This window comes from Streptomyces sp. NPDC052064 (genome assembly GCF_055585925.1).
In genome coordinates this window covers 391118-413869 of the sequence record NZ_JBVJJE010000008.1, presented here as the reverse complement: position 1 = coordinate 413869, position 22752 = coordinate 391118, and the positions used below count along the sequence as shown (strand labels likewise).

Below are 22752 nucleotides of genomic sequence, written 5' to 3'. Positions count from 1 at the left end.
CATCCGTCCCCTGGTCGCAACTCTCTCCAAACGAGCTCCGTCCATCCACCGAACGGGGCCCCCGGGGAATGGTGTCAGATCATCGGCGGAGCATGGGCTGCTGCCCCGACGCTCGTCCCCCGAAACCCGGACCCCGGAATGCGATCGCCGCGGATTGAGCGGCGACCGCACCCAACCCTACCGGCCCTTATGTACGAGGGTCAGTGCTCAGGTGACTCAACGGGCGCCGAAGTGACCAGTTCTGTGAGTACGCCGTGGCAGTCCTTGGGGTGCAGGAAGGTGATCCGTGACCCCATGGAACCGCGTCGCGGCTCTTCGTAGAGCACACGTACGCCCTTGTCCTTGATGTCCGCGGCCTCGGCGTCCACGTCCGCCGTGCCGAAAGCGATGTGGTGGACGCCCTCCCCGTTCTTCGCCAGCCACTTCGCGACGGTGGAGTCCTCGCGGGTCGGCTCCAGGAGCTGGAGGTACGAGGCGCCGCCGTCGGACGTATCGTTGATCTTGAGCATGGCCTCGCGCACGCCCTGTTCCTCGTTTACCTCGGAGTGGAACACCTCGAAACCGTAGGTGGCACGGTAGAACTCGACGGTCTTGTCGAGGTCGAAACAGGCGATCCCGATGTGGTCGATTCGCGTCAGCATGGATTCAGTGCAGCGCTCCGGAGGTGGTTACGCAACGTGCGCGCGATCACACCGACAGCCCGATGACGGGGTGGCGTACCGGTCAGTACATTCGAAGTAAACCCTCGTTCACTCCTCGGCTGTGCAGCCGGTAAGGGGATCGCAGCTCATGTCTTCTGGAACGTCTGGAACGTCCGGGGCCAACGGCTCCACGTCTGTGATCGTCGCGGGCGCCCGTACCCCGATGGGGCGGTTGCTCGGTTCGCTGAAGTCCTTCTCCGGAGCCGACCTCGGCGGCTTCGCGATCAAGGCCGCCCTCGACCGTGCGGGGATCGGTGGCGACCAGGTGCAGTACGTGATCATGGGGCAGGTGCTCCAGGCCGGGGCGGGGCAGATCCCGGCGCGCCAGGCCGCCGTCAAGGCGGGTATCCCCATGAACGTGCCGGCGCTGACCATCAACAAGGTGTGTCTGTCGGGCCTCGACGCCATCGCGCTCGCCGACCAGCTGATCCGCGCGGGTGAGTTCGACGTGGTCGTCGCCGGCGGCCAGGAGTCCATGACCAACGCCCCGCACCTGCTGCCGAAGTCCCGCGAGGGCTTCAAGTACGGCGCCGTCGAGATGCTCGACTCCATGGCCCACGACGGGCTGACCGACTCCTTCGACGGCGTCGCCATGGGCGAGTCGACGGAGAAGCACAACACGCGCCTCGGCATCGGCCGCGCCGAGCAGGACGAGATCGCCGCGCTGTCGCACCAGCGGGCCGCCGCCGCGCAGAAGAACGGCCTGTTCGAGGCCGAGATCACGCCGGTGGAGATCCCGCAGCGCAAGGGCGACCCGGTGCTGTTCAGCAAGGACGAGGGGATCCGGGGCGACACCACCGCGGAGTCCCTCGGGAAGCTGCGTCCCGCCTTCGCCAAGGACGGCACGATCACGGCCGGTTCGGCGTCGCAGATCTCCGACGGTGCCGCCGCCGTCGTGGTGATGAGCAAGGCCAAGGCGCAGGAGCTCGGCCTGGAGTGGATCGCCGAGATCGGGGCGCACGGGAACGTGGCCGGGCCGGACAACTCGCTCCAGTCCCAGCCCTCCAACGCGATCCAGCACGCGCTCAAGAAGGAGGGTCTGGAGGTCTCGGACCTAGACCTCATCGAGATCAACGAGGCGTTCGCGGCGGTTGCCGTGCAGTCGATGAAGGACCTCGGGATGTCCCCCGAAAAGGTGAATGTCAATGGCGGTGCCATCGCCCTGGGTCACCCGATCGGGATGTCCGGTGCGCGGCTCGTCCTGCACCTCGCGCTGGAGCTGAAGCGGCGCGGCGGTGGCGTGGGCGCGGCCGCGCTGTGCGGTGGCGGTGGTCAGGGTGACGCGCTGATCGTGCGGGTACCGAAGGCCTGAGCGCCCGTTTTTGGACCTCCCTCATCTGAACGGAGCTGTGATGCAGGACGTCTCCACGCTGGTCGCCCAGGCCAGGGAGGGCCGGCCGCGGGCCGTGGCCCGGTTGATCTCCCTGGTGGAGGGGGCGTCCCCGCAGCTCAGGGAGGTCATGGCGGCGCTCGCGCCGTTGGCGGGCAACGCGTATGTGGTCGGGCTGACCGGATCGCCCGGGGTCGGCAAGTCCACGTCGACGTCGGCGCTGGTGACCGCGTACCGCAAGCAGGGCAAGCGGGTCGGCGTGCTGGCCGTCGACCCGTCGTCCCCGTTCTCCGGGGGTGCGCTGCTCGGGGACCGGGTGCGGATGTCCGATCACGCGTCGGACCCGGGCGTGTACATCCGTTCCATGGCGACGCGCGGGCATCTTGGCGGGCTCGCGTGGGCCGCGCCGCAGGCCATCCGGGTGCTGGACGCGGCGGGGTGTGACGTGATCCTCGTCGAGACCGTGGGTGTGGGGCAGTCCGAGGTGGAGATCGCCTCGCAGGCGGACACGTCCGTCGTGCTGCTCGCGCCGGGGATGGGCGACGGGATCCAGGCGGCCAAGGCCGGGATCCTGGAGATCGGTGACGTGTACGTCGTGAACAAGGCCGACCGGGACGGGGCGGATGCGACGGCTCGCGAGCTGAACCACATGCTGGGGCTGGGGGAGGCCCGGGGCCCCGGGGACTGGCGCCCGCCCATCGTGAAGACGGTCGCCGCGCGCGGGGAGGGCATGGACGAGGTCGTCGAGGCCCTGGAGAAGCATCGGGCCTGGATGGAGGAGCGGGGGGTGCTCGCGGAGCGGCGCATGGCCCGTGCGGCGCGGGAGGTCGAGACGATCGCGGTGACGGCCCTGCGGGAGCGGATCGGGGACCTGCACGGGGATCGGCGCCTCGGGGCGCTCGCGGAGCGGATCGTTGCGGGGGAGCTGGATCCGTATCGGGCGGCTGATGAACTGGTGGCCGGGTTGACGAGTCCCTCCGGCGGCTGAGCCGGGTTGCCTCCGGCGGTTGGGCGGGGTGCCTGCGGCGGCCTGTGCGGCTTCGGTGGGAGTTTGTGTCGCGCCTTCGCGGTGGTGGTGGGTCGGGGCCGTGTCGGGGGGGTGTCCGTCCTCGGAACGGCGCGATGGGGTCGGACGCCGACTGGCTGTCCGTTGACGCGCCAACCGCTGCGGGCGGACACTCCCCGACACGTCCCCTTCTCGCCGTGCGCGGGTGCGGGCCCGCTCAGCTGCCGCAGGCCGCCGCTGCGGGCCGCCGTTCCCGCTTGGCTGAGGGCCGGGTTTCGGACCCGCCCGGCCCGGGCGGTAACGCCGAGCAGCTCGACGCCCCGGCGTCAGCAGCGACGCCGGGGCGGCAGGAAAGAGGCTGGACTTGATCAGTCCTGGTCGTCGGAGTCGTCGTCCTGGTCGCGGTCCGCCGTGACCTTGCCCGTGCCCAGGTCGATCTTCCAGTCCTGCTCGGCGCCGCCGGACTTGTGCGTCTCGGCCTCCCAGGACTTGTTCTTGCCGTCCTCGTCCAGGTCCACGGACGTCACCGTGCCCTTGCCGGCGGCAGCCTTCGCGGCCTGCTCGGCCGTCACGGAAGAGCCCTTCAGGGCCGCCCGCACCTGCGCCGTGTCGTCCTCGTCGTCGGCGTTCGAGCCGAGGACCTTGCCGTTGGACGGGTCGATACGGACGCTGTGCCAGCTGTTGTCGCCGGAGAGGACGTCGACCTTCCAGATCACCTCGGCGCTGTCGTCCTCGTCGTCCAGCTCGGCGGACACGGCCGTGCCAGGCGTGTGCTTCAGCGCGGAAGCGATGGCCTCGGACGCCGTCACATCGGCGGAAGCCGCCCGCGCGGCGTCGTCGTCGCGGTCGTCCTGCGCGTCCGCGCCGTCCTGGTCGTCGCGGCCGTCGTCCTCCGACAGCCGGGTGTTCGCCGCCTGCCGCGCCGAGCCCTGATCGTCTCCCGTGGTCGCGAGAGCCGTGGCCGTACCGCCTCCGATCAGAGCGGCAGCGGTCACAGCGGCGATCACGATGTTGCGCTTCATGCGGATTCCTCCCGAGTCGTTTCGTTTTCGACGTGTTCCAATCTGGCTGACCGACGCTGAGAGGAAGCTGAAGACCCCTGAAGGGATCTTCAGGTTGGCTTTGCCACTCTTTACCCATGCGCCTGTTGATCGTGGAGGACGAGAAGCGGCTGGCCCTGTCGCTCGCCAGGGGCCTGACGGCCGAGGGGTACGCCGTGGATGTCGTCCACGACGGACGGGAGGGGCTGCACCAGGCCTCGGAGGGCACGTACGACCTGGTGATCCTCGACATCATGCTGCCCGGGCTCAACGGCTACCGGGTCTGCGCTGCCCTGCGCGCCGCCGGGCACGAGGTGCCGATCCTGATGCTCACCGCCAAGGACGGCGAGTACGACGAGGCGGAGGGGCTCGACACCGGTGCGGACGACTATCTGACCAAGCCCTTCTCGTACGTCGTGCTCGTCGCCCGGATCAAGGCGCTGCTGCGGCGGCGCGGGGTGGGTGCCGGGTCCTCGCCCGTGCATGTGCACGGGGATCTGAAGGTGGACACCGCGGCCCGGCGGGTGTTCCTGGGGGAGGACGAGGTCGCCCTGACCGCCAAGGAGTTCTCCGTGCTGGAGCATCTCGTGCTGCGGGCCGGGGAGGTCGTGTCCAAGTCCGAGATCCTCGAGCATGTGTGGGACTTCGCGTACGAGGGTGATCCCAACATCGTCGAGGTGTACGTCAGCACACTGCGGCGGAAGCTGCGGGCGGGGCTGATCCGGACCGTGCGCGGCGCCGGGTACCGGCTGGAGACGTCGCCATGAGGAGGCTGTTCGGGTCGGTCCGGGCGCGGGCCACGCTCGGATCCACGCTCGTGGTCGCGGTGGCGCTCGTCGCCGCCGGGGCCGCCGTCCTGCTGTCCCTGCGGTCCAACCTGATGGGCGAGGCCGGCACCCGCGCGGAGCGCTCCGCGCGGACGGTCGCCTCCCAACTCGCCGCCGGGGCGCCGTACGACAAACTGTCCGGGCTGGACGGCGACGACGGGCCGGTCCAGGTACTCGCCGAGAAGAAGCGGGTGGTCGCGGTCAGCGAGGATCTGGAGAAGATCAGCGGTACTGACTCCGACCGGGTGAAACCGCAGCCGTCGGCGGCGCCTCGCGGGGACGATGACGACGACTCCGACGACCACGAAGCGGACCTCGAACCCGGGGAGATCGCCGGGGAGAGCACCTTCCGGAACGGGTCCGCGACGATCGACGGCGAAACGGCGGACTACCGTTTCGCCGCCGTCGAGGTCGAGACCCACGACCGGGGGCGTCTGAAGGTCTACGCCGGTGCCCCGCTGGCCGCCGAGCACGGGGCCGTGCAGACCGCGACGACGGTGATGCTGATCGGGTTCCCGCTGCTGCTCGGCGTCGTCGCGGGGGTGACCTGGCTGGTCACCCGGCGGGCGCTGCGGCCGGTGGAGGGCATCCGGAGCGAGATGGCCGCGATCACCGCCTCCGAGGACCTCGCGCGCCGTGTCCCGGAGCCGGAGACGCACGACGAGGTCGCCCGGCTCGCCCGGACGACGAACGAGACGCTCGCGGCCCTGGAGACCTCCGTGGAGCGGCAGCGGCGATTCGTCGCCGACGCGTCCCACGAGCTGCGGAGCCCCATCGCCTCGCTGCGGACCCAGTTGGAGGTGGCCGCCGCGCATCCCGAGCTGCTGGACCTCGACGGGGCCGTGGAGGACACCGTGCGGCTCCAGCGGCTCGCCGCCGACCTGCTGCTGCTCGCCCGGCTGGACGCGGGGGAACGGCCCAACGACGCGAAGGTCGACCTCGCCGGGCTGGCCCGGGAGGAGGCCGAGGGGCGGACGGGCGTGACGGTGGACGCGGAGCCGGTGAACGTGGCCGGATCGCGCGGGCAGTTGGGGCGAGTGCTGGCCAATCTGCTCGACAACGCCCAGCGGCATGCCCGCTCGGCCGTCACCGTGAGCGTGCGACGGGAGGGTGACCTGGCCGTGGTCGGGGTGTCGGACGACGGGGACGGCGTGCCCGAGACCGACCGGGAGCGGATCTTCGAGCGGTTCGTACGGCTGGACGCCGCCCGCAGCCGCGACGACGGCGGTGCCGGACTGGGACTCGCCATCGCCCGGGACGTCGCCGTACGGCACGGCGGCACGCTCACGGCCGGTCAGGGGCCCGCAGGCGGAGCCCTGTTCGAACTCCGCCTGCCGCTCGCCTAGCCGGGGCCGAGCCCCGGTGCGCCGTCCGGGTTACGGGCGTCCACGCTGGCCGCGCAAGTGCTCCGCGATGGGCTTGAGGGCCTTGTCGAGCTCCGTCAGGGCCTCGGGGGACAGCAGGTCGATGAAGTGCCTCCGCACGGACGCCACATGGTGGGGCGCGACCTTCTGCATCGTCGCCGTGCCGTGCTCGGTGAGGACCGCGTAGAGCCCCCGGCGGTCGGACTCGCAGTTCTCCCGCCGGACCAGGTTCGCGTTCTCCATGCGCGTGATCTGGTGGGAGAGGCGGCTCTTGGACTGGAGCGTGGCGGACGCGAGGTCGCTCATCCGCATCCGCTGGTCCTCCGACTCCGAGAGATTCACCAGGATCTCGTAGTCGTTCATTGTCAGGCCGAACGGCTGCAGGTCCTTCTCGAGCTGGTACGTCAACAGCCTGTTGACCTCCAGGTGGGTGCGCCAGGCGCACTGCTCCGCATCGGTCAGCCAGCGGGTGGCCGTCTCGGTCTCCATAAATGAAGTCTACCTAAAAGGTTGAAAGGTGAACTAGTGAGGGTTTTCGTGTGACGGAGCGCACCCGCCGAACATCTGGTGCGCAGGCGTTCGATGTCACACTCCGCAGACTACCGCTCACAGCCCGAAGCGACGCTGGAGGTCCCCCAGCTGTCCGGGAAGGCGCGGTACGCCGGACTGTCCTGCGTGGGGGCTGTGCGCCCCGCCGCCGGGCACGCCGGCCTGGTGCGGAACGGCCCCCGTGGCCTGCTCGGCCATGAGGGTCTCGGACGACTGGAGCAGGACCGTGCCGACGCCGACGAACTCGAACTGGTGCTCCTCCCCGGAGGCCCCGCCGAGGCCCGTCAGTGCACGTAGGCCGCCCATTACGCCGGTCATGTACCCGTGGTCGTAGTGGTGGCAGGGCGAGGGGCAGTCGGCCCATCCGACCAGGGCCTGGGGGTCGACCCGGATCGGGGGTTCCATGAACACCACGGGGCCGTTCGACGCGGCCACGAACTTTCCGGTTCCGATGAGGGTCAGAAAACCCGGCACGATTGATTGCTTCAGCGACAGAGTTGGCTGAAAAGCGAGGAGGTTGCCCGAGCGAATGGTCAGGTTGCCGTTCTCGAGGTCGTACGAGTTCACGTCGAAGGCCCGGTCGGCGAGGAGCATCTTGCCCGAGCCCTCCGCCACGACCCAGTCGCTCGCGTGCAGTGGCGAATGGAAGGACGTACGGACAAGACGGTCCAGCCGGCCGTGTCCGACGCCGTTGAAGTCGATCGAGCCGTAGTAGGCGATCATCTTCCCCTTCTGGAGGAACCACTGGCTCCCCTTGAGTTCCACGCAGAAGGTGTAGGGATTGACGTTGTCGTCGGGCGGCAGCGTCGCCGGGTCGAAGACCGCGGGGCCGGCGCCCGGGGTTCCGTACGTGCTCACAGCTTCTCCTCCGACGCCTGGACGTACACCGCACCGCTGCCGCTGAGCTCCAGCTGGAACGCCTCGCCCGAGCCGCGACCCACCATGTCCCGCCAGCCCAGGGCCGTGGACAGCTTGTTGCGGACGTCGCCGTGGTGGGCGACGTAGGCCTGCGGGTCCACGTGCACCGGCCGCTGGGGCGTGATCGGGATCTCGATCACGCCGCCATGGGCCATGACCGCGACGGCCCCGTGCCCCTTGAGTGTGGTCGTGAACAACCCCTGGCCGCTGACCTGTCCGCGCACCATGCCCATGACGCCGCCCTGCGAGCCCAGGAACATCGTGCCCTGCTGGAGCGTGCCCTCGAAGGCCAGGAGGCGGTCCGACTCGACGTACAGCGTGTCGCCGGCGAGCCGGATGACCTGGACGTGGTGCCCACCGTGCCCGAACAGGACCGTGCCGCTGCCCTCGACGGCCATCAGGGGGGTGTCCTCGTCGGCGACCCGGCGGCCGATCATCGACATGATCCCGCCCTGACCGCCGGCCATGCTGGGGGTGAAGGACACCTCGCCCTTGTACGCGAGCATCGCGCCGCGCTGACTGAACAGCTTCTGCCCCGGCGCGACCGTCGCCTCGACCATCTTCGCGTTGATCTCACGGAAGGCCATCACACGTCTCCCGCGATCGTGTTCCGCTCGCTCGGCTGCACGTACACCAGACCGTCCCCCTCGAACCGCATCTGGAAGGCCTCGCCACCGCCCTCCCCGAGCAACGTGCGGAACGTCACACCGGACTGGAAGGACTGCCGGAGATTCCCCTGGTGCGCCACATACGCCCCGGGGTCGACCGTCAGCGGGTACTGCGGGCTGACGCGCAGCACCACCGCAGGGCCGTCCGACATGATCGCCGCCTGGCCGTGGCCCTCGACGGTCGTCGTGAACAGCCCGTTGCCCTGCGAGGCGCCGCGCAGGCCCGTGAACTCCGTCCCCGTGCGCAGCCCGCCGTCGGTCGCGAGCAGGTTGCTCGACTCCACGTAGAGCTTGTCGCCCTGGACGCTGACCAGGTTGATCTCGGAGGCACGGTCCGCGAACCAGCAGGTTCCCCGCCCCTTCACCTCCATCAACGTCATCTGCTCGCCGGTCAGCCGCCGGGTCACCATGCCTCGTATGCCCTCGCCGCCGCCGCTGAGCTTCTTGAAGGCCATCTCGCCGTCGTACGCGACCATCGAGCCGTTCTTCGCCTTCACGGCGTCTCCGGTCATGTCGACGGCGAGCACCCTGCTGCTCTGAAGTCGGAACATCGCCACGTACGTGAAGGTAGCCGCAGGCCGGGCGCCACGGACAGGGCCCGTGGGTGGAGAACGACCCTGACCGCACCCCTAGGGACCGGGGGAGGCGGACCCAGGGCCGGAGGGCCCGCGGCGGTTTGCCACAATGGGCGGGACGCTTGTGCGCGCGTTCACAAACCGTCAGACCGTTCAGATCGTCCAGACCGCCGTGTCTCTCCCACCGAAGGTGACCCGTGGACCTCAAGACCGCCACCGCCATCCGCCGCCTCCGCCTGGTCTCGGCTCCCGAGGCGATCTCCTTCCTCCTCCTGCTGGTCTGCTCGGTGCTGAAGCGGACCACGGACTTCAACGCCGTCCCGGTGATGGGCATGGTGCACGGTGTCCTCTTCATCCTGTACGTGATCTTCTGGGCCGACGCGTGGAACCGGACGAAGTGGTCGGTGAAGACCGCCGCGCTGTACTTCGTGCTGTCGGTGCTGCCGACCGGTGGGTTCTTCGCGGAGCGGAAGCTGCGGCGTGAGGCCGAGGACGCGGTCATCGCGTCCCGGGCGCGCCAGGAAGGGGCTGTGAAGGCATGATCGTCGCCTTTTCCGTGACGCCGTTGGGAGTCGGGGAGGACGTGGGGGAGTACGTCGCCGATGCGGTGCGTGTCGTACGTGAGTCGGGGCTGCCGAATCGGACGGATGCGATGTTCACGTCCGTGGAGGGGGAGTGGGACGAGGTCATGGACGTCGTCCGGCGGGCGGTCGCCGCGGTCGAGCGGCGGGCGCCGCGCGTGTCCCTGGTCCTCAAGGCGGACATCCGCCCCGGAGTGACGGACGGGCTCACCTCCAAGGTGGAGACGGTGGAGCGGCACCTCGCCGAGTAGGCCGCACGGACCACACAGCCCCGGCTCTTGACGAGCCGGGGCTTTCCTGTGCGACGGCCGGCGCTCGGATCCGCGCCGACCCGGACGGCCACGAACGGCTCATTCCTTCCACACCATCCGTCCGCATCCGGCCGCAGCTGAGCAAAAGCGCCCTGCTCACCGGGCAGTTCCCTCTGATGACCCGCGTGGCTCGCGGAGTCCGACGCACCGATCCACGATGAGGACTCAGGGCCGACCGTCATCCGCATGCGGACGCGGCGGCCGTCGTCTGCCCCGCGAAGGAAGGGCCTGCCGGATGAACACTTCGACGTATACATCCCAGTCGGCGTTCGACGGCTCCAGGCTGCGCGTCATCCTGCTCGTCGATCTGCACGAAGGCGCCCAGCAACGGTTCCTCGACGCGTACGAGCACATGCGCAGCCGGGTGGCGTCGATTCCCGGTCACCTCGGTGACCAGCTGTGCCAGTCCGTGGAGAACCCCTCCCAGTGGCTCATCACGAGCGAATGGGCGACCGCCCCGCCCTATCTCGCCTGGGTGAACAGCGAGGAGCACCTCGAGACGGTCAGGCCCATGCAGGACTGCGTCCGTGACATCCGGTCGACGCGTTACACCATCCTCCGCGAGACCGGGGGTGCCCACTCGCCCACCGCCCAGGACACCGGCACAGCCCAGGGCCCGGTGAGGGTCGGCGACGGAGTGACGCGCCATGCGCTGACGTTCACCGTCAAGCCCGGTTCCGAGTCGAAGGTCGCGGAGATCCTCGCCGGATACGCGCCACCCCAGGCCCGCGTCGACGACTCCACCCGGCTGCGCCGCACGACGCTGTTCATGCACGGCAACAGAGTCGTCCGCACCGTCGAGGTGGAGGGCGACCTGCAGACGGCGCTGCGCCACGTCTCGCGTCAGCCGGAGGTGCGGGCGGTCGAGGAAGCCCTCAATCCGCACCTGGAACTGAGCAGGGACCTGACCGACCCCGCGTCCGCACGGGCCTTCTTCATCCGAGCGGCCATGCCGGCCGTGCACCATGTGGCGCGTGGCGGACCCGAGCCGGCCGGACTGCTGCGTCACGCGCTGTACTACCCGGCCCGGGAAGGCTGTGGGATGGCGCTGGCGCGGCTGCTCTCCCAGCAGGACGAGACCGCCGCGGACGACCCTGCGAGCCCCGTGCACCGCAGCACCGTCTTCCACCGGGACGACCTGGTCGTCCGTCTCATCGACACGCGGGACCCCGAGAGCGATCCCGTCAGGGCGCTCGGCATCCACGGCACCAGGAAGGCCGCCGTGCTGGCCCGCCTGCTCGACGGTGCCGCACTCGGCGTGGAAGGACCGCTCTCGAGCGAACGGGACGCCACCCGCCTCCTGGCGCACACCGAGATGACGCTGATCACCGATCGCAAGGCCGCCGAGTCCTGACAGCCCATGGACGACACCGCCCATGAACACCCACCCCACCGACCGACCTGGAGACGGACCAATGGACAAGACGCGCCCGCGCATCGTGGACATCAGCGAGACCGAGCCCAACCGCAGGCGGGGCGGCGACCTGCGCACCCTGCTCACGCCCCTCACGGTGGGTTCCACGAGCGGGTTCATGGGCCTGGCCATCATGCAGCCGGGAGAACGCATCAGCGAGCACTACCACCCTTACTCCGAGGAGTTCGTGTACGTCGTCCAGGGCCAGCTGGAAGTCGACCTGGACGACGAGACGCGCCCCGTCCGCGCCGACCAGGGCCTGATGATCCCCATCGGCATGCGGCACCGCTTCCGCAACGTCGGTGACGTGGAAGCCCGGATGGTCTTCCATCTGGGTCCGCTGGCGCCGAAACCGAGCCTCGGCCACGTCGACACGGAGACCACCGAGGGGAACGGGAGCGCCGAACCGTACCCGGCCGTGCAGGGGGACGGCGCGCAGCCCGAACGACGAGGGGTCCCCTCGTGACCCGGCGGGTGGCGGTCACCGGTATCGGCGTCGTCGCTCCCGGCGGGATCGGCGTACCGGCGTTCTGGGACCTTCTCTCAGGCGGCCGTACCGCGACGCGCGGCATCACCCTGTTCGATCCCGAGGGGCTGCGTTCCCGTATCGCGGCCGAGTGCGACTTCGACCCGCTCGCGCACGGGCTCGATCCCGGGCTGGCCGAACGCGCCGACCGGTACATCCAGTTCGCCGTCGTCGCCGCGGCTGAGGCGGTGGCCGACTGCGGCATCGAGTTCGGCGCAGAGGACCCCTGGCGGGTGGCCGTCTCGCTCGGCAGCGCCGTGGGCGGCACGACCCGCCTGGAGCACGACTACGTCCTGGTCAGCGAACGAGGGCAACGCTGGGACGTCGACCACCGCGCCGCCGGCCCGCAGCTGCACCGGGCGTTCTCGCCCAGCACACTGGCCTCCGACGTCGCCGAGTACTTCGGTGCCCAAGGGCCGGTGCAGACGGTCTCGACCGGCTGCACATCCGGACTCGACGCGGTGGGCTACGGCTTTCACACGATCGAGGAAGGCCGCGCCGACATCTGTATCGCCGGAGCGTCGGACTCCCCGATCTCCCCGATCACCATGGCCTGCTTCGACGCCATCAGGGCGACGTCGCCGAACAACGACGACCCGGCGCACGCGTCCCGGCCCTTCGACGCGCACCGCGACGGATTCGTCATGGGTGAGGGCTCCGCGGTGCTGGTCCTGGAGGAGCTCGAACACGCCCGTGCCCGTGGCGCGCACGTCTACTGCGAGATCGGCGGCTACGCCACGTTCGGCAACGCCTACCACATGACCGGACTGACCAGCGAGGGCCTGGAGATGGCCAGGGCCATCGACACCGCGCTCGGCCAGGCCCGACTGGACCCCTCACGCATCGACTACGTCAACGCGCACGGCTCGGGCACCCGCCAGAACGACCGTCACGAGACGGCCGCGGTCAAGCGGTCCCTGGGCGCCCACGCCTACGAAACGCCCATGAGTTCGATCAAGTCCATGGTGGGCCACTCGCTCGGTGCGATCGGCGCGATCGAGGTCGTCGCCTGCGTGCTGGCCCTGGCCCACCAGGTGGTCCCGCCGACGGCGAACTACGAGACCCCGGACCCCGAGTGCGACCTGGACTACGTACCGCGCACCGCACGCCCGCACAAGCTCGGCAACGTGCTCTCCGTGGGCAGCGGCTTCGGCGGGTTCCAGTCCGCGGTGCTCCTGACGGGGCCGGGCGGGAGGAAACGATGAGCGCTCAGCTGACACGGCGCACGGCCATCACCGGGATCGGTGTGGTCGCGCCCAACGGACTGCATACGGAGACCTACTGGAAGTCCGTCAAGGAGGGCCTGTTCGTACTCGACCGGATCACCCGGGAGGGTTGCGGGCACCTTCCGCTCCGCGTCGCCGGCGAGGTGCGGGGGTTCGATCCCGCGGCACTCATCGAGGAGACCTTCCTCGTCCAGACCGACCGGTTCAGCCACTTCGCGATGGCCGCCGCCAGTGCGGCCCTGAAGGAGGCGGGTCTGAGTGACGTCGCCGCCGACTCCCCGTACTCCGTCGGTGTGGTCACCGCTGCCGGATCCGGTGGCGGTGAGTTCGGCCAGCGGGAGCTGCAGAGGCTGTGGGGTCAGGGGTCCCGTTTCGTCGGCCCCTACCAGTCCATCGCCTGGTTCTACGCGGCCAGCACGGGACAGATATCCATTCGCAGCGGCTTCAAGGGGCCCTGCGGCGTGGTCGCGAGCGACGAGGCCGGCGGCCTGGACGCCGTCGCGCACGCCGCCCGGACCGTGGGGCGGGGAACCGACGTGGTCGTGGTCGGGGGGGCCGAGGCGCCGCTCGCTCCGTACTCGATGGTCTGCCAGCTCGGATACCCGGAACTCAGCACGGTCGAGGACCCGGCGCGGGCCTATCGTCCCTTCACCTCCGCGGCCTGCGGCTTCGTGCCGGCCGAGGGCGGTGCCGTGCTGGTCGTCGAGGACGTGGACCGCGCACGCCGCCGCGACGCGGCCGTCCGCGCCGTCGTGGCGGGACATGCGGCCACGTTCACCGGCGCCTCGCGCTGGGACCGTTCACGCGAGGGACTGTCCCACGCGATCCGCGGCGCCCTCGACGAGGCCGGCTGCGCACCGGAGGAGATCGACGTGGTCTTCGCCGACGCGATGGGTACCCCGGAGGCGGACCGTGCCGAGGCCCTCGCCCTCGCCGACGCCCTCGGCCCGCACGGCACCCGCGTGCCCGTCACGGCCCCCAAGACCGGCATCGGCCGGTCCTACTGCGGGGCACCTCTGCTGGATGTCGCGGCAGCGGTGATGGCCATGGAACAAGGGCAGATCCCGCCCACGCCCAACGTCTTCGACATCTGTCACGACATCGACCTGGTGACCTCGACGGCGCGCCCGGCCGAGCTCCGCACGGCTCTGGTCCTCAGCCGTGGACTCATGGGCTCCAACGCGGCGCTGGTACTGCGCCGCGACCCGGGACCCGCCGCCCGGTGACGCAGCGGTGACTGTCCGCGTCCGCGGCGGGATGCGCCGGACGAGCCCACAGCACCGCACGACAAGGAGAACACGCATGAACAGTGAAGTGACCCTCGAAGAGCTGGCCGCACTCATGAAGAAGGCCGCCGGCGTCACCGTCGACCCGCACGACCTCGAAGCCCGGGTCGACACTCCCTTCGCCGAGTTCGGGCTGGACTCACTCGGCCTCCTCGGCATCGTCGGCGAACTGGAGAACCGGCACGGCCGGGCGCTCCCCACCGACGCGGAACGGAGCAAGACCCCCCGCGACTTCCTCGACCTCGTCAACAGCTCGCTCATGACAGGAGCCTGAAGTGGCCGGACACACCGAGAACGAGATCACCATCGCCGCGCCCCTCGACCTCGTCTGGGACATGACCAACGACATCGAGAGATGGCCGCAGCTGTTCAGCGAGTACGCGGCCGCCGAGGTGCTGTCCCGGCAGGGCGACACGGTGACCTTCCGCCTGACCATGCACCCCGACGAGAACGGCAAGGTGTGGAGCTGGGTGTCGGAACGGACCACCGACCGCGAGAAGCTCACCGTCCGCGCACGCCGGGTCGAAACCGGCCCGTTCGAGTACATGAACATCCGGTGGGAGTACGAGGAGACCCCCGACGGCACCCGGATGCACTGGACCCAGGACTTCGCCATGAAGCCCGACGCGCCCGTCGACGACGCCGGGATGACGGACATCATCAACCGCAACTCGCCCGTCCAGATGGCCCTCATCCGTGACCGCATCGAGCAGGCCGCCGGCGAGCGGCGGACCGCGCCCGTCACGCCCGCCTGAACGACGCCGCCGCGTAAGGAGACCTCATGCACCACGCCCTGATCGTCGCCCGGATGGCCCCGCAGTCGGCTCCGGACATCGCCGAGGTCTTCGCGGCCTCCGACCGCGGCGACCTGCCCCACCTCGTCGGGGTGACCCAGCGCTCCCTCTTCCAGTTCGGCGATGTGTACATGCACTTCATCGAGGCCGAGCAGGACCCGGGCCCCGCCATCGCGCGGGTGGCCGGGCACCCCGAGTTCCTCGACATCAGCAAGAGGCTCGAGGCGTACGTCAGGCCGTACGACCCGCAGACCTGGCGCGGTCCGAAGGACGCGATGGCGCAGTGCTTCTACCACTGGGAGAGGGACCCGGCCCCGGCCACCCGGTGAAGCCGAGGAAGAAAGCCGCTGCCCGCGCGGACGAAGCGCGGGCAGCGGCTTTCTTCTCGTGCGTGCGGCTACGAGGAGGGGCGGTCCAGTACCGGCAGCAGACGCAGGGCGTTGTCCCGGTTGATGCCCCGGAGTTGCTCCGCTGAGAGGGAGGGGTCGCTGTCCAGAGCGGGTGCCGCGATGTCGGCGACGACCTGTGCGGGCGTGGGCGGCCAGTCCGTGCCGAAGAGGATGCGGCCGGGATCCACCGTGGCCAGCAGCGTGGGAGTGGAGGAGGGGGACATGGGGCCCGCCGTGTCGAAGTAGAACCGGTGCAGGTAGTCACGGACCCGGCCCGGCTCGATCTCGGGGGTGAGGTGCCCGCCGAAGAGTTCGAGCCTGGTGGCGATGTACGGAAGGAAGCCTCCTCCGTGCGGAAGGACGAAGCTGAGGTTCGGGTAGCGGTCCAGGGTGCCGTTTTTGATCAGGTTGATGGCCGCACGTGTGGTGTCCATGAGGAAGTCGCACAGGAAGGGCGGCACCCCCGGCAGTCCGGGACCGCCGCCCTTGCCGGCCGGCACTTCCATGGGGTGCGTGCTGATGACGGCGGACCGGTCGTTCAGCTCCCGCAGGAGGTGGTCGTGGGAGTCGTCGCCCAGGTAGACACCGTCCATGCTCGTTCGCGTGCTCACCCCTACGGCGCCGAGCTCGTCGAGTCCGTAGCGGAGGCTCCACCGGGAGAGTTCCAGGTCGTCGAGGAACACCGGGGTGAAGAAGGCGAAGCGTGAGGGACGTTCCGCGACGACATCGGCCGCTGCCCGCAGGGCGATCCGCGCGCTCTCCTGACGCTCCGTGCGCTCGCTGAACCGCCCGAGCATCGCGACGGTCATGACGGCGGTGCCGATGCCCGTCTTGTCCATGACTTCCAGGGCCGCGTTCATGTCCCAGTGCGTCCACCAGGGCAGCTTTCCGCGGTCGACGACGCCGCGTTCCTCGGCCCAGTCCAGCCAGGCCGGCGCGGTGAAATGGTGGTGGACGTCCACTCGGCCCGCGACGGGGCCGTCTTCGAATGCCATTGGCGTGTCCTCGCTGTGGGTGTGCAGGGGGTCTTCAGTCGAGACAGAGCACGGTCCGCAGCACGTTCGTCAGCCCCCCGTCCGCGGACGGCATGCCGGTGTGCGCGCGCCATGCGACGAAGCCGTCCGGGCGCACGAGCACGGCACCGTCCTCGGCCGTGCCGTGCAGCGCTGCCCAGTCGGCATCCGTCTCGGGAACCAGGTCGTGGTCGGGGCCGTCTCCCACGAGGTACGCCTCGACCGGAACGCCCAGACTCCGGGAGGCCTGCTCCGCCGCGCGGCGCCACTCCTGGCCCGTGGGCCCGGCGAGCAGGACGAAGGAACGCTCGTACAGATCCAGGGTGGAGATCCTGGCGCCGTCTCTCCCGACCCACATGTGGGGTGCGCGCGTGCCCGGCTCTCCGCCGAGCCGGAAGGCTTCCGGGACGACCGGCTGCTGAGGGGAGCCACCCACCACGGCATTCGACGCGTACCGGTAGCAGAGCGCGACCGTCATGAGATCCGCCGGATCGTCGTTGCGCCCCGCTGCCGGACTGAATCCGGGGTGCTCCTCCTCGGCTGCCTGCTGAGAGGCCCGTGCGCTCGTCGTGACAGCGACAGGCCGGCGTTCGCACTCGTAGGTGTCGAGCAGCGGCACGCCGGACCATCCACGGAGTACCGCGGCGAGTTTCCAGGCGAGGTTGTGAGCGTCCTGGATTCCGGTGTTGGAGCCGAACGCCCCGGTGGGCGGCATTTCATGTGCTGAATCCCCGGCCAGAAAGACCCGGCCCTGCCGGTAGCTGTCCGCGACCCGCTTCGCCGCATGCCAAGGGGCCTTTCCCGTGATCTCGACATCGACGTCCGGAACGCCGACGGCCGCGCGAATATGCGCCGTGCAGCGCTCGTCGCCGAAGTCCTCCAGGGACTCGCCTCGATCGGGGAACCAAGGGATGTGGACGACCCATCGCTCCTCGTTGTCCACGGGCAGCAGGGCGCCTTCCCCCCGCGGATCGGTGATATAGCAGACGATGAAGCGCTTCGGTCCGACGTATTCCTTGAGCGTCTTGCTCCGGAACGTGACGCTGATGTTGTGGAACAGAGCGCCGGGCCCCGACTGGCCGATTCCCAGGCGCTTTCGAACCGGGCTTCTGGGGCCGTCGGCGGCCACCAGGAAATCGGCGTTCACGGTATAAGTCTCACCGGTTTCCCGGCTCATGACCTGGGCCTGGACTCCGTCTTCGTCCTGCGTGAAGGAAAGCAGCTCCGTGCCGAAGCGGATGTCTCCGCCCTGGCGGGCGCGGGCCAGCAGGACCGGCTCCAGGTCGTTCTGGCTGCACAGGCACCAGTTCGAAGAGCTGATGCGGGAGATGTCCATGCCTGCGGAGATGTCCTTGATGATCCAGCGGCGCTGGTCCCCGGTGAGGGTGTCCACCTGGAGAACACCGTCGTTTCCGGCGAGAGCGAAGGCCGCCTCCCGCACGCTCTGCTCGAGTCCGGCGGTCCGGAAAATCTCCATGGTGCGCACGTTGTTCCCACGGCCGCGTGGGTGGGTCGATGTCTCGGCATGCCGCTCCACGAGCATGTGCTCGATTCCGAGCCGCCCCAGGAACACGGACGTGGACAGACCCACCAGGGATCCGCCTACGATGAGAACTGGTACAGATTCCGCTGCGCGTCCGCTCACTGGTTTCCTCGTCATCCGGCGACTGCCCAGCCCGGGAACGGTGGACTGGCCCGTCCATGATGTTTATCAAGCAGGACTTACGCGCGCGATCCGGGGCGCTCTGGGGTACGCCGGCCGGGTAACCGGAGCGATATTGCGCAGATCCTGCGGCGCCCGAACTCATATGGCCCAGCAGCGTTTGCGGCACAGTGCCGACCGGGAAATCGTGTGACCGACCGACGGAACTCTCGACCCCGGGGACCAGCCATGACGCAAGCGTTCGCATCCGAGGAAATGTCGTCCGAAGAGGCCGCTGCCGCGGCCTCGGCCTGTAGTCGGGAGTTTCGCGCGAACCCGCATCCCGTTTACTCCGCGCTCAGGGCGACAGCACCGGTGTGCCCGCTGTCGCCGCCTCACGGGGTCGACACGTACCTCATCACCCGGTACGACGACGCCCGTGCCGCCTTGGCCGACCCCCGGCTGAGCAAGGACATGTACGGCGCCATCGACGCCTATCACCGCATCTTCGGTGACTCGTCGATCGCGCTGGACGACAACATGCTCTTCTCGGACCCTCCGAAGCACACCAGGCTCCGGAGGATCGTCGGCAGTACCTTCACCCCCAAGAGGGTGGAGTCGCTGCGTCAGCGGGTCCAGGAGATCACTGACGACCTGCTGGACCGGTGCCCGGCGTCCGAGCCCGTGAACCTCCTCCCGGAGTTCTGCTTCCCGCTGCCGCTCCACGTGATCTGTGAGCTCCTGGGCGTCCCGGAGAACGAACGCAAGCAAGCCCAGGAATGGTCCGCCACCGTCGCTCAGACCGGCTTCGGGCCGGAGGCGAGAAAGGCGCTGGAACTGGCCGAGGGAAACCTGCGCGACTATCTGGTGGACCTGATCGCACGGAAGCGCAAGGAGCCGGACGGAGCTCTGCTCAGCGCACTCGTCACGGCGCAGGACCAGGACGGCGCGCTCACCGACCACGAACTCGTCTCCACCGCGTGGGTGCTGCTGTTCGCGGGCCACAAGTCGACCGCGTACCAGATCGGCAACGCCGTCTATCACCTGCTCAGCCAGCCTGAGCAGAAGCGCCTGGCATTCCGGGACCCGAAGGCGACGGCCGCGGCCGTCGAAGAGATCTTCCGGTTCGAGACCTCCGTGGAGAACTCGACATTCCGCTACGCGACGGAAGACATCGAGATCCGCGACACGCGCATCCCCAAGGGCGCGCTGGTGCAGATTTCGCTCACGTCGGCCAACCGGGACCCGGACATGTTCCCCGACCCGGACCGCATGGACGTCGAGCGCCCGAACGTCCAGGCGACGCACCTCGCATTCGGCCTCGGCCCGCACTACTGCATCGGCGCGCCTCTGGCGCGTCTGGAGATGCAGATCGCCCTCGCCACGCTCTTCGGACGGTATCCCCGCATGGCTCTGGCCGGGGAGCCGGAGAACGCACGCTGGCTGACCGTGCCGTTCCCCGCCTTCCGGGGGCTCGCGGAACTCCCCGTCGTCCTCGATCCGTCGTGACGGGGCGGGCTCCGGCACCGGCGCGCGTGCGAGTGGTTCGACTGCTGCGCGTCCGGGAGGGCAGGGAAGCGGATTTCGTGGAGTCCTATCACGGCGTGCTCGAGCGCGCCGTGCGGTCTCCGGGGCATCTCCGCGAACAGCTCTGCCGCTCCGTGGACGACCCCGGCCAATGGCTGCTCACCAGTGAGTGGGAAAGCCTGGAAGCCATCAAACGGTGGCGCACCGACCCCGATCACGCCACGCTGGTCGGGCCGATGAACGCCTGCCTGTATGACGACCGGTGGACAGGGGTCTTCGAGATCATGCCCGAGGGCACCGCTGCCCGAAAGCCGAGACGGGGCTGACCACCATGTGACCGGCCGGTAAGGTCGGCTTCGTGCCGAAGCCGCTCAGTCTTTCCTTCGATCCGATCGCGCGCGCCGACGAACGCTGGAAGCAGCGCTGGGGGAACGTGCCGTCCATGGCCGCGATCACCTCGATCATGCGCGCCCAGCAGATCCTCCTCGCCGAGGTCGACGCGGTGGTCAAGCCGTACGGGCTGACGTTCGCGCGGTACGAGGCGCTGGTGCTGCTCACCTTCTCCAAGTCCGGCGAGCTGCCGATGTCCAAGATCGGCGAGCGGCTCATGGTGCATCCCACGTCCGTGACGAACACCGTGGACCGGCTCGTGAAGTCGGGTCTCGTCGACAAGCGGCCCAACCCCAACGACGGGCGCGGCACCCTCGCCAGCATCACCGACAAGGGCCGCGAGGTGGTCGAGGCGGCCACCCGTGACCTGATGGCGATGGAGTTCGGGCTCGGTGTGTACGACGCGGAGGAGTGCGCCGAGATCTTCGCGATGCTCCGGCCGCTGCGGATCGCCGCGGGGGACTTCGAGGAGGGGTGACCCGGGCCAAGATCTCCCGGAACGGGTCGTTACGCTCGACGGCATGAAAAAGAGCGTGCTGACCCGCTACCGCGTGATGGCCTACGTCACCGGTGTGCTGCTGGTCCTGCTGACCGTCGGCGTCATCGCCAAGTACCTGCTGGAGATGGACGGTGCCGCCGACTTCACGCGCGTCGTCGGCATCGCGCACGGCTGGCTGTACGTCGTGTACCTGATCTTCGCCTTCGACCTGGGCTCCAAGGCGAAGTGGCCGGTGGGCAAGCAGCTGTGGGTACTGCTCGCCGGGACCATTCCGACGGCCGCGTTCTTCGTGGAGCGCAAGATCAGCCACGAGCTCGAGGCCAAGGCCGCGGAGGACTCGCCCGCGACCGCCAAGGCGTAACCGCACCGCCGTACGGACGAACGTACGGCGGTCTGCCATCGACATTTACTTGGACGTCCTAGTAAATTCGAGAGTATGGACGCTGACGCCATAGAGGAAGGCCGCCGTCGCTGGCAGGCCCGGTACGACGCCGCGCGCAAGCGCGACGCAGACTTCACCACGCTCTCCGGCGATCCCGTGGAGCCGGTGTACGGGCCTCGGCCCGGCGACAGGTACGAGGGGTTCGAGCGGATCGGCTGGCCCGGGGAGTACCCCTTCACCCGGGGCCTGTACGCGACCGGCTACCGGGGGCGTACGTGGACCATCCGGCAGTTCGCAGGGTTCGGCAACGCCGAGCAGACCAACGAGCGCTACAAGATGATCCTCCGCAACGGCGGAGGGGGGCTCTCGGTCGCCTTCGACATGCCGACGCTCATGGGCCGCGACTCCGACGACCCGCGGTCGCTGGGCGAGGTCGGACACTGCGGTGTCGCGATCGACTCGGCGGCCGACATGGAGCTCCTGTTCAAGGACATCCCGCTGGGTGATGTGACGACATCCATGACCATCAGCGGTCCGGCCGTGCCCGTCTTCTGCATGTACCTGGTCGCCGCCGAACGGCAGGGCGTCGACCCGTCCGTCCTGAACGGCACGCTCCAGACGGACATTTTCAAGGAGTACATCGCCCAGAAGGAGTGGCTCTTCCAGCCCGAGCCGCATCTGCGGCTCATCGGCGACCTGATGGAGCACTGCGCGGCCGGCATCCCCGCCTACAAGCCGCTGTCGGTCTCCGGCTACCACATCCGCGAGGCCGGGTCGACGGCCGCGCAGGAACTGGCGTACACGCTGGCGGACGGCTTCGGGTACGTGGAGCTGGGGCTGTCGCGCGGGCTGGACGTCGACGTCTTCGCCCCCGGTCTGTCCTTCTTCTTCGACGCGCACGTCGACTTCTTCGAGGAGATCGCGAAGTTCCGGGCGGGCCGGCGGATCTGGGCCCGCTGGATGCGGGACGTGTACGGGGCGAAGTCGGAGAAGGCGCAGTGGCTGCGCTTCCACACCCAGACGGCGGGTGTCTCCCTCACCGCGCAGCAGCCGTACAACAACGTCGTACGGACAGCCGTGGAGGCGCTGGCCGCCGTGCTCGGCGGGACGAACTCGCTGCACACCAATGCCCTCGACGAGACCCTCGCGCTGCCGAGCGAGCAGGCCGCGGAGATCGCGCTGCGCACCCAGCAGGTGCTGATGGAGGAGACCGGCGTCGCCAACGTGGCCGACCCGCTGGGCGGTTCCTGGTACGTCGAGCAGCTGACGGACCGGATCGAGGCCGAAGCCGAGAAGATCTTCGAGCAGATAAGGGAGCGCGGGCTGCGGGCGCACCCCGACGGGCAGCACCCGATCGGGCCGATCACCTCCGGGATCCTGCGGGGCATCGAGGATGGCTGGTTCACCGGGGAGATCGCGGAGTCGGCGTTCCGGTACCAGCAGTCGCTGGAGAAGGGCGACAAGAAGGTCGTCGGGGTGAACGTCCACACCGGGTCGGTGACCGGGGATCTGGAGATCCTGCGGGTCAGTCACGAGGTGGAGCGGGACCAGGTCCGGGTGCTCGGGGAGCGGAAGGCCGGGCGTGACGACGCGCGGGTCCGTGCGGCGCTCGACGGCATGATCGCCGCGGCGCGGTCGGACGCCAACATGATCGAGCCGATGCTGGAGGCGGTACGGGCCGAGGCGACACTCGGCGAGATCTGCGGGGTGCTGCGGGACGAGTGGGGGGTGTACACCGAGCCGGCCGGCTTCTGAGCACCTCTTTCGTCTGTCAGCGGGGCCCAGCACGAAAGG

At 69.4% G+C, this 22752-nt stretch carries 26 protein-coding genes; 18 read left to right on the top strand and 8 right to left on the bottom strand.

Features of this window, described 5'->3' with window-relative positions; translation table 11 throughout:
- Window positions 1–200: 200 nt before the first annotated feature.
- Window positions 201–641 (bottom strand): methylmalonyl-CoA epimerase, encoded by a 441-nt coding sequence (gene mce / locus ACZ6TU_RS23815; RefSeq protein ID WP_020276113.1) that lies wholly within the window; start codon window positions 639–641, stop codon window positions 201–203.
- A gap of 148 nt (window positions 642–789) precedes the next feature.
- Here mce and ACZ6TU_RS23810 point away from each other — a divergent pair, with 148 nt between their 5' ends.
- Entirely contained in the window at window positions 790–2013 is a 1224-nt protein-coding gene (locus ACZ6TU_RS23810) for an acetyl-CoA C-acetyltransferase (RefSeq protein WP_469550832.1), read from the top strand.
- 40 nt (window positions 2014–2053) lie between these two features.
- Window positions 2054–3019 carry a methylmalonyl Co-A mutase-associated GTPase MeaB gene (meaB, locus tag ACZ6TU_RS23805; RefSeq protein WP_467681248.1) on the top strand — a complete coding sequence of 322 codons (966 nt, stop codon included), beginning with the start codon at window positions 2054–2056 and terminating at the stop codon, window positions 3017–3019.
- A 386-nt stretch (window positions 3020–3405) separates the two neighbouring features.
- On the opposite strand, the gene ACZ6TU_RS23800 is transcribed toward meaB, so the two are convergent.
- Window positions 3406–4059, bottom strand: coding sequence for a PepSY domain-containing protein (locus tag ACZ6TU_RS23800; protein WP_467681246.1), 654 nt, complete (start codon window positions 4057–4059; stop codon window positions 3406–3408).
- A 116-nt stretch (window positions 4060–4175) separates the two neighbouring features.
- Between ACZ6TU_RS23800 and ACZ6TU_RS23795 the strand changes: the two genes are divergently transcribed.
- Together ACZ6TU_RS23795 and ACZ6TU_RS23790 are read left to right on the top strand one after the other, a co-directional pair.
- The gene (locus ACZ6TU_RS23795) at window positions 4176–4844 is read left to right on the top strand and encodes a response regulator transcription factor (RefSeq protein ID WP_467681244.1); all 669 of its coding nucleotides are present in this window, start codon (window positions 4176–4178) and stop codon (window positions 4842–4844) included.
- The gene (locus ACZ6TU_RS23790) at window positions 4841–6250 is read left to right on the top strand and encodes a sensor histidine kinase (protein ID WP_467681242.1); all 1410 of its coding nucleotides are present in this window, start codon (window positions 4841–4843) and stop codon (window positions 6248–6250) included. The genes ACZ6TU_RS23795 and ACZ6TU_RS23790 overlap by 4 nt, the downstream gene beginning before the upstream one ends.
- Window positions 6251–6280: 30 nt before the next feature.
- On the opposite strand, the gene ACZ6TU_RS23785 is transcribed toward ACZ6TU_RS23790, so the two are convergent.
- From ACZ6TU_RS23785 to ACZ6TU_RS23770, 4 genes are all read right to left on the bottom strand, one after another.
- A complete protein-coding gene (locus ACZ6TU_RS23785) occupies window positions 6281–6757 on the bottom strand; it encodes a MarR family winged helix-turn-helix transcriptional regulator (RefSeq protein ID WP_467681240.1) in 477 nt (158 codons plus the stop codon).
- 117 nt (window positions 6758–6874) lie between these two features.
- Complete coding sequence (locus ACZ6TU_RS23780) at window positions 6875–7675, bottom strand: AIM24 family protein (RefSeq protein WP_467681238.1); 801 nt, start codon at window positions 7673–7675, stop codon at window positions 6875–6877.
- Window positions 7672–8322, bottom strand: a complete 651-nt coding sequence (locus tag ACZ6TU_RS23775; protein WP_467681236.1) for an AIM24 family protein — start codon at window positions 8320–8322, stop codon at window positions 7672–7674. The genes ACZ6TU_RS23780 and ACZ6TU_RS23775 overlap by 4 nt, the downstream gene beginning before the upstream one ends.
- Entirely contained in the window at window positions 8322–8954 is a 633-nt protein-coding gene (locus ACZ6TU_RS23770) for an AIM24 family protein (protein ID WP_467681351.1), read from the bottom strand. The genes ACZ6TU_RS23775 and ACZ6TU_RS23770 overlap by 1 nt, the downstream gene beginning before the upstream one ends.
- Before the next feature lie 221 nt (window positions 8955–9175).
- Here ACZ6TU_RS23770 and ACZ6TU_RS23765 point away from each other — a divergent pair, with 221 nt between their 5' ends.
- The 9 genes from ACZ6TU_RS23765 to ACZ6TU_RS23725 all read left to right on the top strand — a co-directional run bounded on the left by ACZ6TU_RS23765 (window position 9176) and on the right by ACZ6TU_RS23725 (window position 15445).
- A complete protein-coding gene (locus ACZ6TU_RS23765) occupies window positions 9176–9520 on the top strand; it encodes a DUF3817 domain-containing protein (protein ID WP_020276103.1) in 345 nt (114 codons plus the stop codon).
- On the top strand, window positions 9517–9810 hold the full coding sequence (locus ACZ6TU_RS23760) for an MTH1187 family thiamine-binding protein (protein ID WP_030854324.1): 294 nt from the start codon (window positions 9517–9519) through the stop codon (window positions 9808–9810). Before ACZ6TU_RS23765 ends, ACZ6TU_RS23760 begins: the two co-directional genes overlap by 4 nt.
- Window positions 9811–10105: 295 nt before the next feature.
- The gene (locus ACZ6TU_RS23755; protein ID WP_467681234.1) at window positions 10106–11224 is read left to right on the top strand and encodes a SchA/CurD-like domain-containing protein; all 1119 of its coding nucleotides are present in this window, start codon (window positions 10106–10108) and stop codon (window positions 11222–11224) included.
- Between the two features lie 61 nt (window positions 11225–11285).
- Complete coding sequence (locus ACZ6TU_RS23750; RefSeq protein WP_467681232.1) at window positions 11286–11750, top strand: cupin domain-containing protein; 465 nt, start codon at window positions 11286–11288, stop codon at window positions 11748–11750.
- A complete protein-coding gene (locus ACZ6TU_RS23745) occupies window positions 11747–13015 on the top strand; it encodes a beta-ketoacyl-[acyl-carrier-protein] synthase family protein (protein WP_467681230.1) in 1269 nt (422 codons plus the stop codon). Before ACZ6TU_RS23750 ends, ACZ6TU_RS23745 begins: the two co-directional genes overlap by 4 nt.
- Entirely contained in the window at window positions 13012–14262 is a 1251-nt protein-coding gene (locus ACZ6TU_RS23740; RefSeq protein WP_467681228.1) for a ketosynthase chain-length factor, read from the top strand. The genes ACZ6TU_RS23745 and ACZ6TU_RS23740 overlap by 4 nt, the downstream gene beginning before the upstream one ends.
- A 76-nt stretch (window positions 14263–14338) precedes the next feature.
- Window positions 14339–14596 (top strand): acyl carrier protein, encoded by a 258-nt coding sequence (locus tag ACZ6TU_RS23735; protein ID WP_467681226.1) that lies wholly within the window; start codon window positions 14339–14341, stop codon window positions 14594–14596.
- A gap of 1 nt (window position 14597) precedes the next feature.
- A complete protein-coding gene (locus ACZ6TU_RS23730; RefSeq protein ID WP_469550822.1) occupies window positions 14598–15077 on the top strand; it encodes an SRPBCC family protein in 480 nt (159 codons plus the stop codon).
- Between the two features lie 26 nt (window positions 15078–15103).
- Entirely contained in the window at window positions 15104–15445 is a 342-nt protein-coding gene (locus tag ACZ6TU_RS23725; RefSeq protein WP_467681222.1) for a TcmI family type II polyketide cyclase, read from the top strand.
- A 68-nt stretch (window positions 15446–15513) separates the two neighbouring features.
- Here the strand turns inward: ACZ6TU_RS23725 and ACZ6TU_RS23720 are convergent, their stop codons facing one another.
- Together ACZ6TU_RS23720 and ACZ6TU_RS23715 are read right to left on the bottom strand one after the other, a co-directional pair.
- Complete coding sequence (locus tag ACZ6TU_RS23720; protein ID WP_467681220.1) at window positions 15514–16500, bottom strand: amidohydrolase family protein; 987 nt, start codon at window positions 16498–16500, stop codon at window positions 15514–15516.
- A gap of 34 nt (window positions 16501–16534) precedes the next feature.
- The gene (locus tag ACZ6TU_RS23715; RefSeq protein ID WP_469550818.1) at window positions 16535–18178 is read right to left on the bottom strand and encodes an FAD-dependent oxidoreductase; all 1644 of its coding nucleotides are present in this window, start codon (window positions 18176–18178) and stop codon (window positions 16535–16537) included.
- 231 nt (window positions 18179–18409) lie between these two features.
- Here ACZ6TU_RS23715 and ACZ6TU_RS23710 point away from each other — a divergent pair, with 231 nt between their 5' ends.
- The 5 genes from ACZ6TU_RS23710 to ACZ6TU_RS23690 all read left to right on the top strand — a co-directional run bounded on the left by ACZ6TU_RS23710 (window position 18410) and on the right by ACZ6TU_RS23690 (window position 22713).
- Complete coding sequence (locus ACZ6TU_RS23710; protein WP_467681216.1) at window positions 18410–19669, top strand: cytochrome P450 family protein; 1260 nt, start codon at window positions 18410–18412, stop codon at window positions 19667–19669.
- A complete protein-coding gene (locus tag ACZ6TU_RS23705; protein WP_469550815.1) occupies window positions 19666–20013 on the top strand; it encodes an antibiotic biosynthesis monooxygenase family protein in 348 nt (115 codons plus the stop codon). Before ACZ6TU_RS23710 ends, ACZ6TU_RS23705 begins: the two co-directional genes overlap by 4 nt.
- Window positions 20014–20045: 32 nt before the next feature.
- Window positions 20046–20555, top strand: a complete 510-nt coding sequence (locus tag ACZ6TU_RS23700; protein ID WP_467681212.1) for a MarR family winged helix-turn-helix transcriptional regulator — start codon at window positions 20046–20048, stop codon at window positions 20553–20555.
- A gap of 43 nt (window positions 20556–20598) precedes the next feature.
- The gene (locus ACZ6TU_RS23695; RefSeq protein ID WP_467681210.1) at window positions 20599–20937 is read left to right on the top strand and encodes a DUF3817 domain-containing protein; all 339 of its coding nucleotides are present in this window, start codon (window positions 20599–20601) and stop codon (window positions 20935–20937) included.
- A 75-nt stretch (window positions 20938–21012) separates the two neighbouring features.
- Entirely contained in the window at window positions 21013–22713 is a 1701-nt protein-coding gene (locus ACZ6TU_RS23690; protein ID WP_467681208.1) for an acyl-CoA mutase large subunit family protein, read from the top strand.
- The last annotated feature ends 39 nt before the right edge of the window (window positions 22714–22752 follow it).

Excerpts from the sequence above, each read along its gene's own strand:
- ACZ6TU_RS23740 (WP_467681228.1), top strand. The coding sequence starts at position 13,012 with ATGAGCGCTCAGCTGACACGGCGCACGGCCATCACCGGGATCGGTGTG.
- ACZ6TU_RS23775 (WP_467681236.1), bottom strand. The coding sequence starts at position 8,322 with ATGGCCTTCCGTGAGATCAACGCGAAGATGGTCGAGGCGACGGTCGCG.
- ACZ6TU_RS23695 (WP_467681210.1), top strand. The coding sequence starts at position 20,599 with ATGAAAAAGAGCGTGCTGACCCGCTACCGCGTGATGGCCTACGTCACC.
- ACZ6TU_RS23690 (WP_467681208.1), top strand. The coding sequence starts at position 21,013 with ATGGACGCTGACGCCATAGAGGAAGGCCGCCGTCGCTGGCAGGCCCGG.
- ACZ6TU_RS23770 (WP_467681351.1), bottom strand. The coding sequence starts at position 8,954 with ATGTTCCGACTTCAGAGCAGCAGGGTGCTCGCCGTCGACATGACCGGA.
- ACZ6TU_RS23810 (WP_469550832.1), top strand. The coding sequence starts at position 790 with ATGTCTTCTGGAACGTCTGGAACGTCCGGGGCCAACGGCTCCACGTCT.
- ACZ6TU_RS23800 (WP_467681246.1), bottom strand. The coding sequence starts at position 4,059 with ATGAAGCGCAACATCGTGATCGCCGCTGTGACCGCTGCCGCTCTGATC.
- ACZ6TU_RS23715 (WP_469550818.1), bottom strand. The coding sequence starts at position 18,178 with ATGACGAGGAAACCAGTGAGCGGACGCGCAGCGGAATCTGTACCAGTT.
- ACZ6TU_RS23790 (WP_467681242.1), top strand. The coding sequence starts at position 4,841 with ATGAGGAGGCTGTTCGGGTCGGTCCGGGCGCGGGCCACGCTCGGATCC.
- meaB (WP_467681248.1), top strand. The coding sequence starts at position 2,054 with ATGCAGGACGTCTCCACGCTGGTCGCCCAGGCCAGGGAGGGCCGGCCG.
- ACZ6TU_RS23760 (WP_030854324.1), top strand. The coding sequence starts at position 9,517 with ATGATCGTCGCCTTTTCCGTGACGCCGTTGGGAGTCGGGGAGGACGTG.
- ACZ6TU_RS23785 (WP_467681240.1), bottom strand. The coding sequence starts at position 6,757 with ATGGAGACCGAGACGGCCACCCGCTGGCTGACCGATGCGGAGCAGTGC.
- ACZ6TU_RS23725 (WP_467681222.1), top strand. The coding sequence starts at position 15,104 with ATGCACCACGCCCTGATCGTCGCCCGGATGGCCCCGCAGTCGGCTCCG.
- ACZ6TU_RS23750 (WP_467681232.1), top strand. The coding sequence starts at position 11,286 with ATGGACAAGACGCGCCCGCGCATCGTGGACATCAGCGAGACCGAGCCC.
- ACZ6TU_RS23720 (WP_467681220.1), bottom strand. The coding sequence starts at position 16,500 with ATGGCATTCGAAGACGGCCCCGTCGCGGGCCGAGTGGACGTCCACCAC.
- ACZ6TU_RS23710 (WP_467681216.1), top strand. The coding sequence starts at position 18,410 with ATGACGCAAGCGTTCGCATCCGAGGAAATGTCGTCCGAAGAGGCCGCT.
- ACZ6TU_RS23735 (WP_467681226.1), top strand. The coding sequence starts at position 14,339 with ATGAACAGTGAAGTGACCCTCGAAGAGCTGGCCGCACTCATGAAGAAG.
- ACZ6TU_RS23755 (WP_467681234.1), top strand. The coding sequence starts at position 10,106 with ATGAACACTTCGACGTATACATCCCAGTCGGCGTTCGACGGCTCCAGG.
- ACZ6TU_RS23795 (WP_467681244.1), top strand. The coding sequence starts at position 4,176 with ATGCGCCTGTTGATCGTGGAGGACGAGAAGCGGCTGGCCCTGTCGCTC.
- mce (WP_020276113.1), bottom strand. The coding sequence starts at position 641 with ATGCTGACGCGAATCGACCACATCGGGATCGCCTGTTTCGACCTCGAC.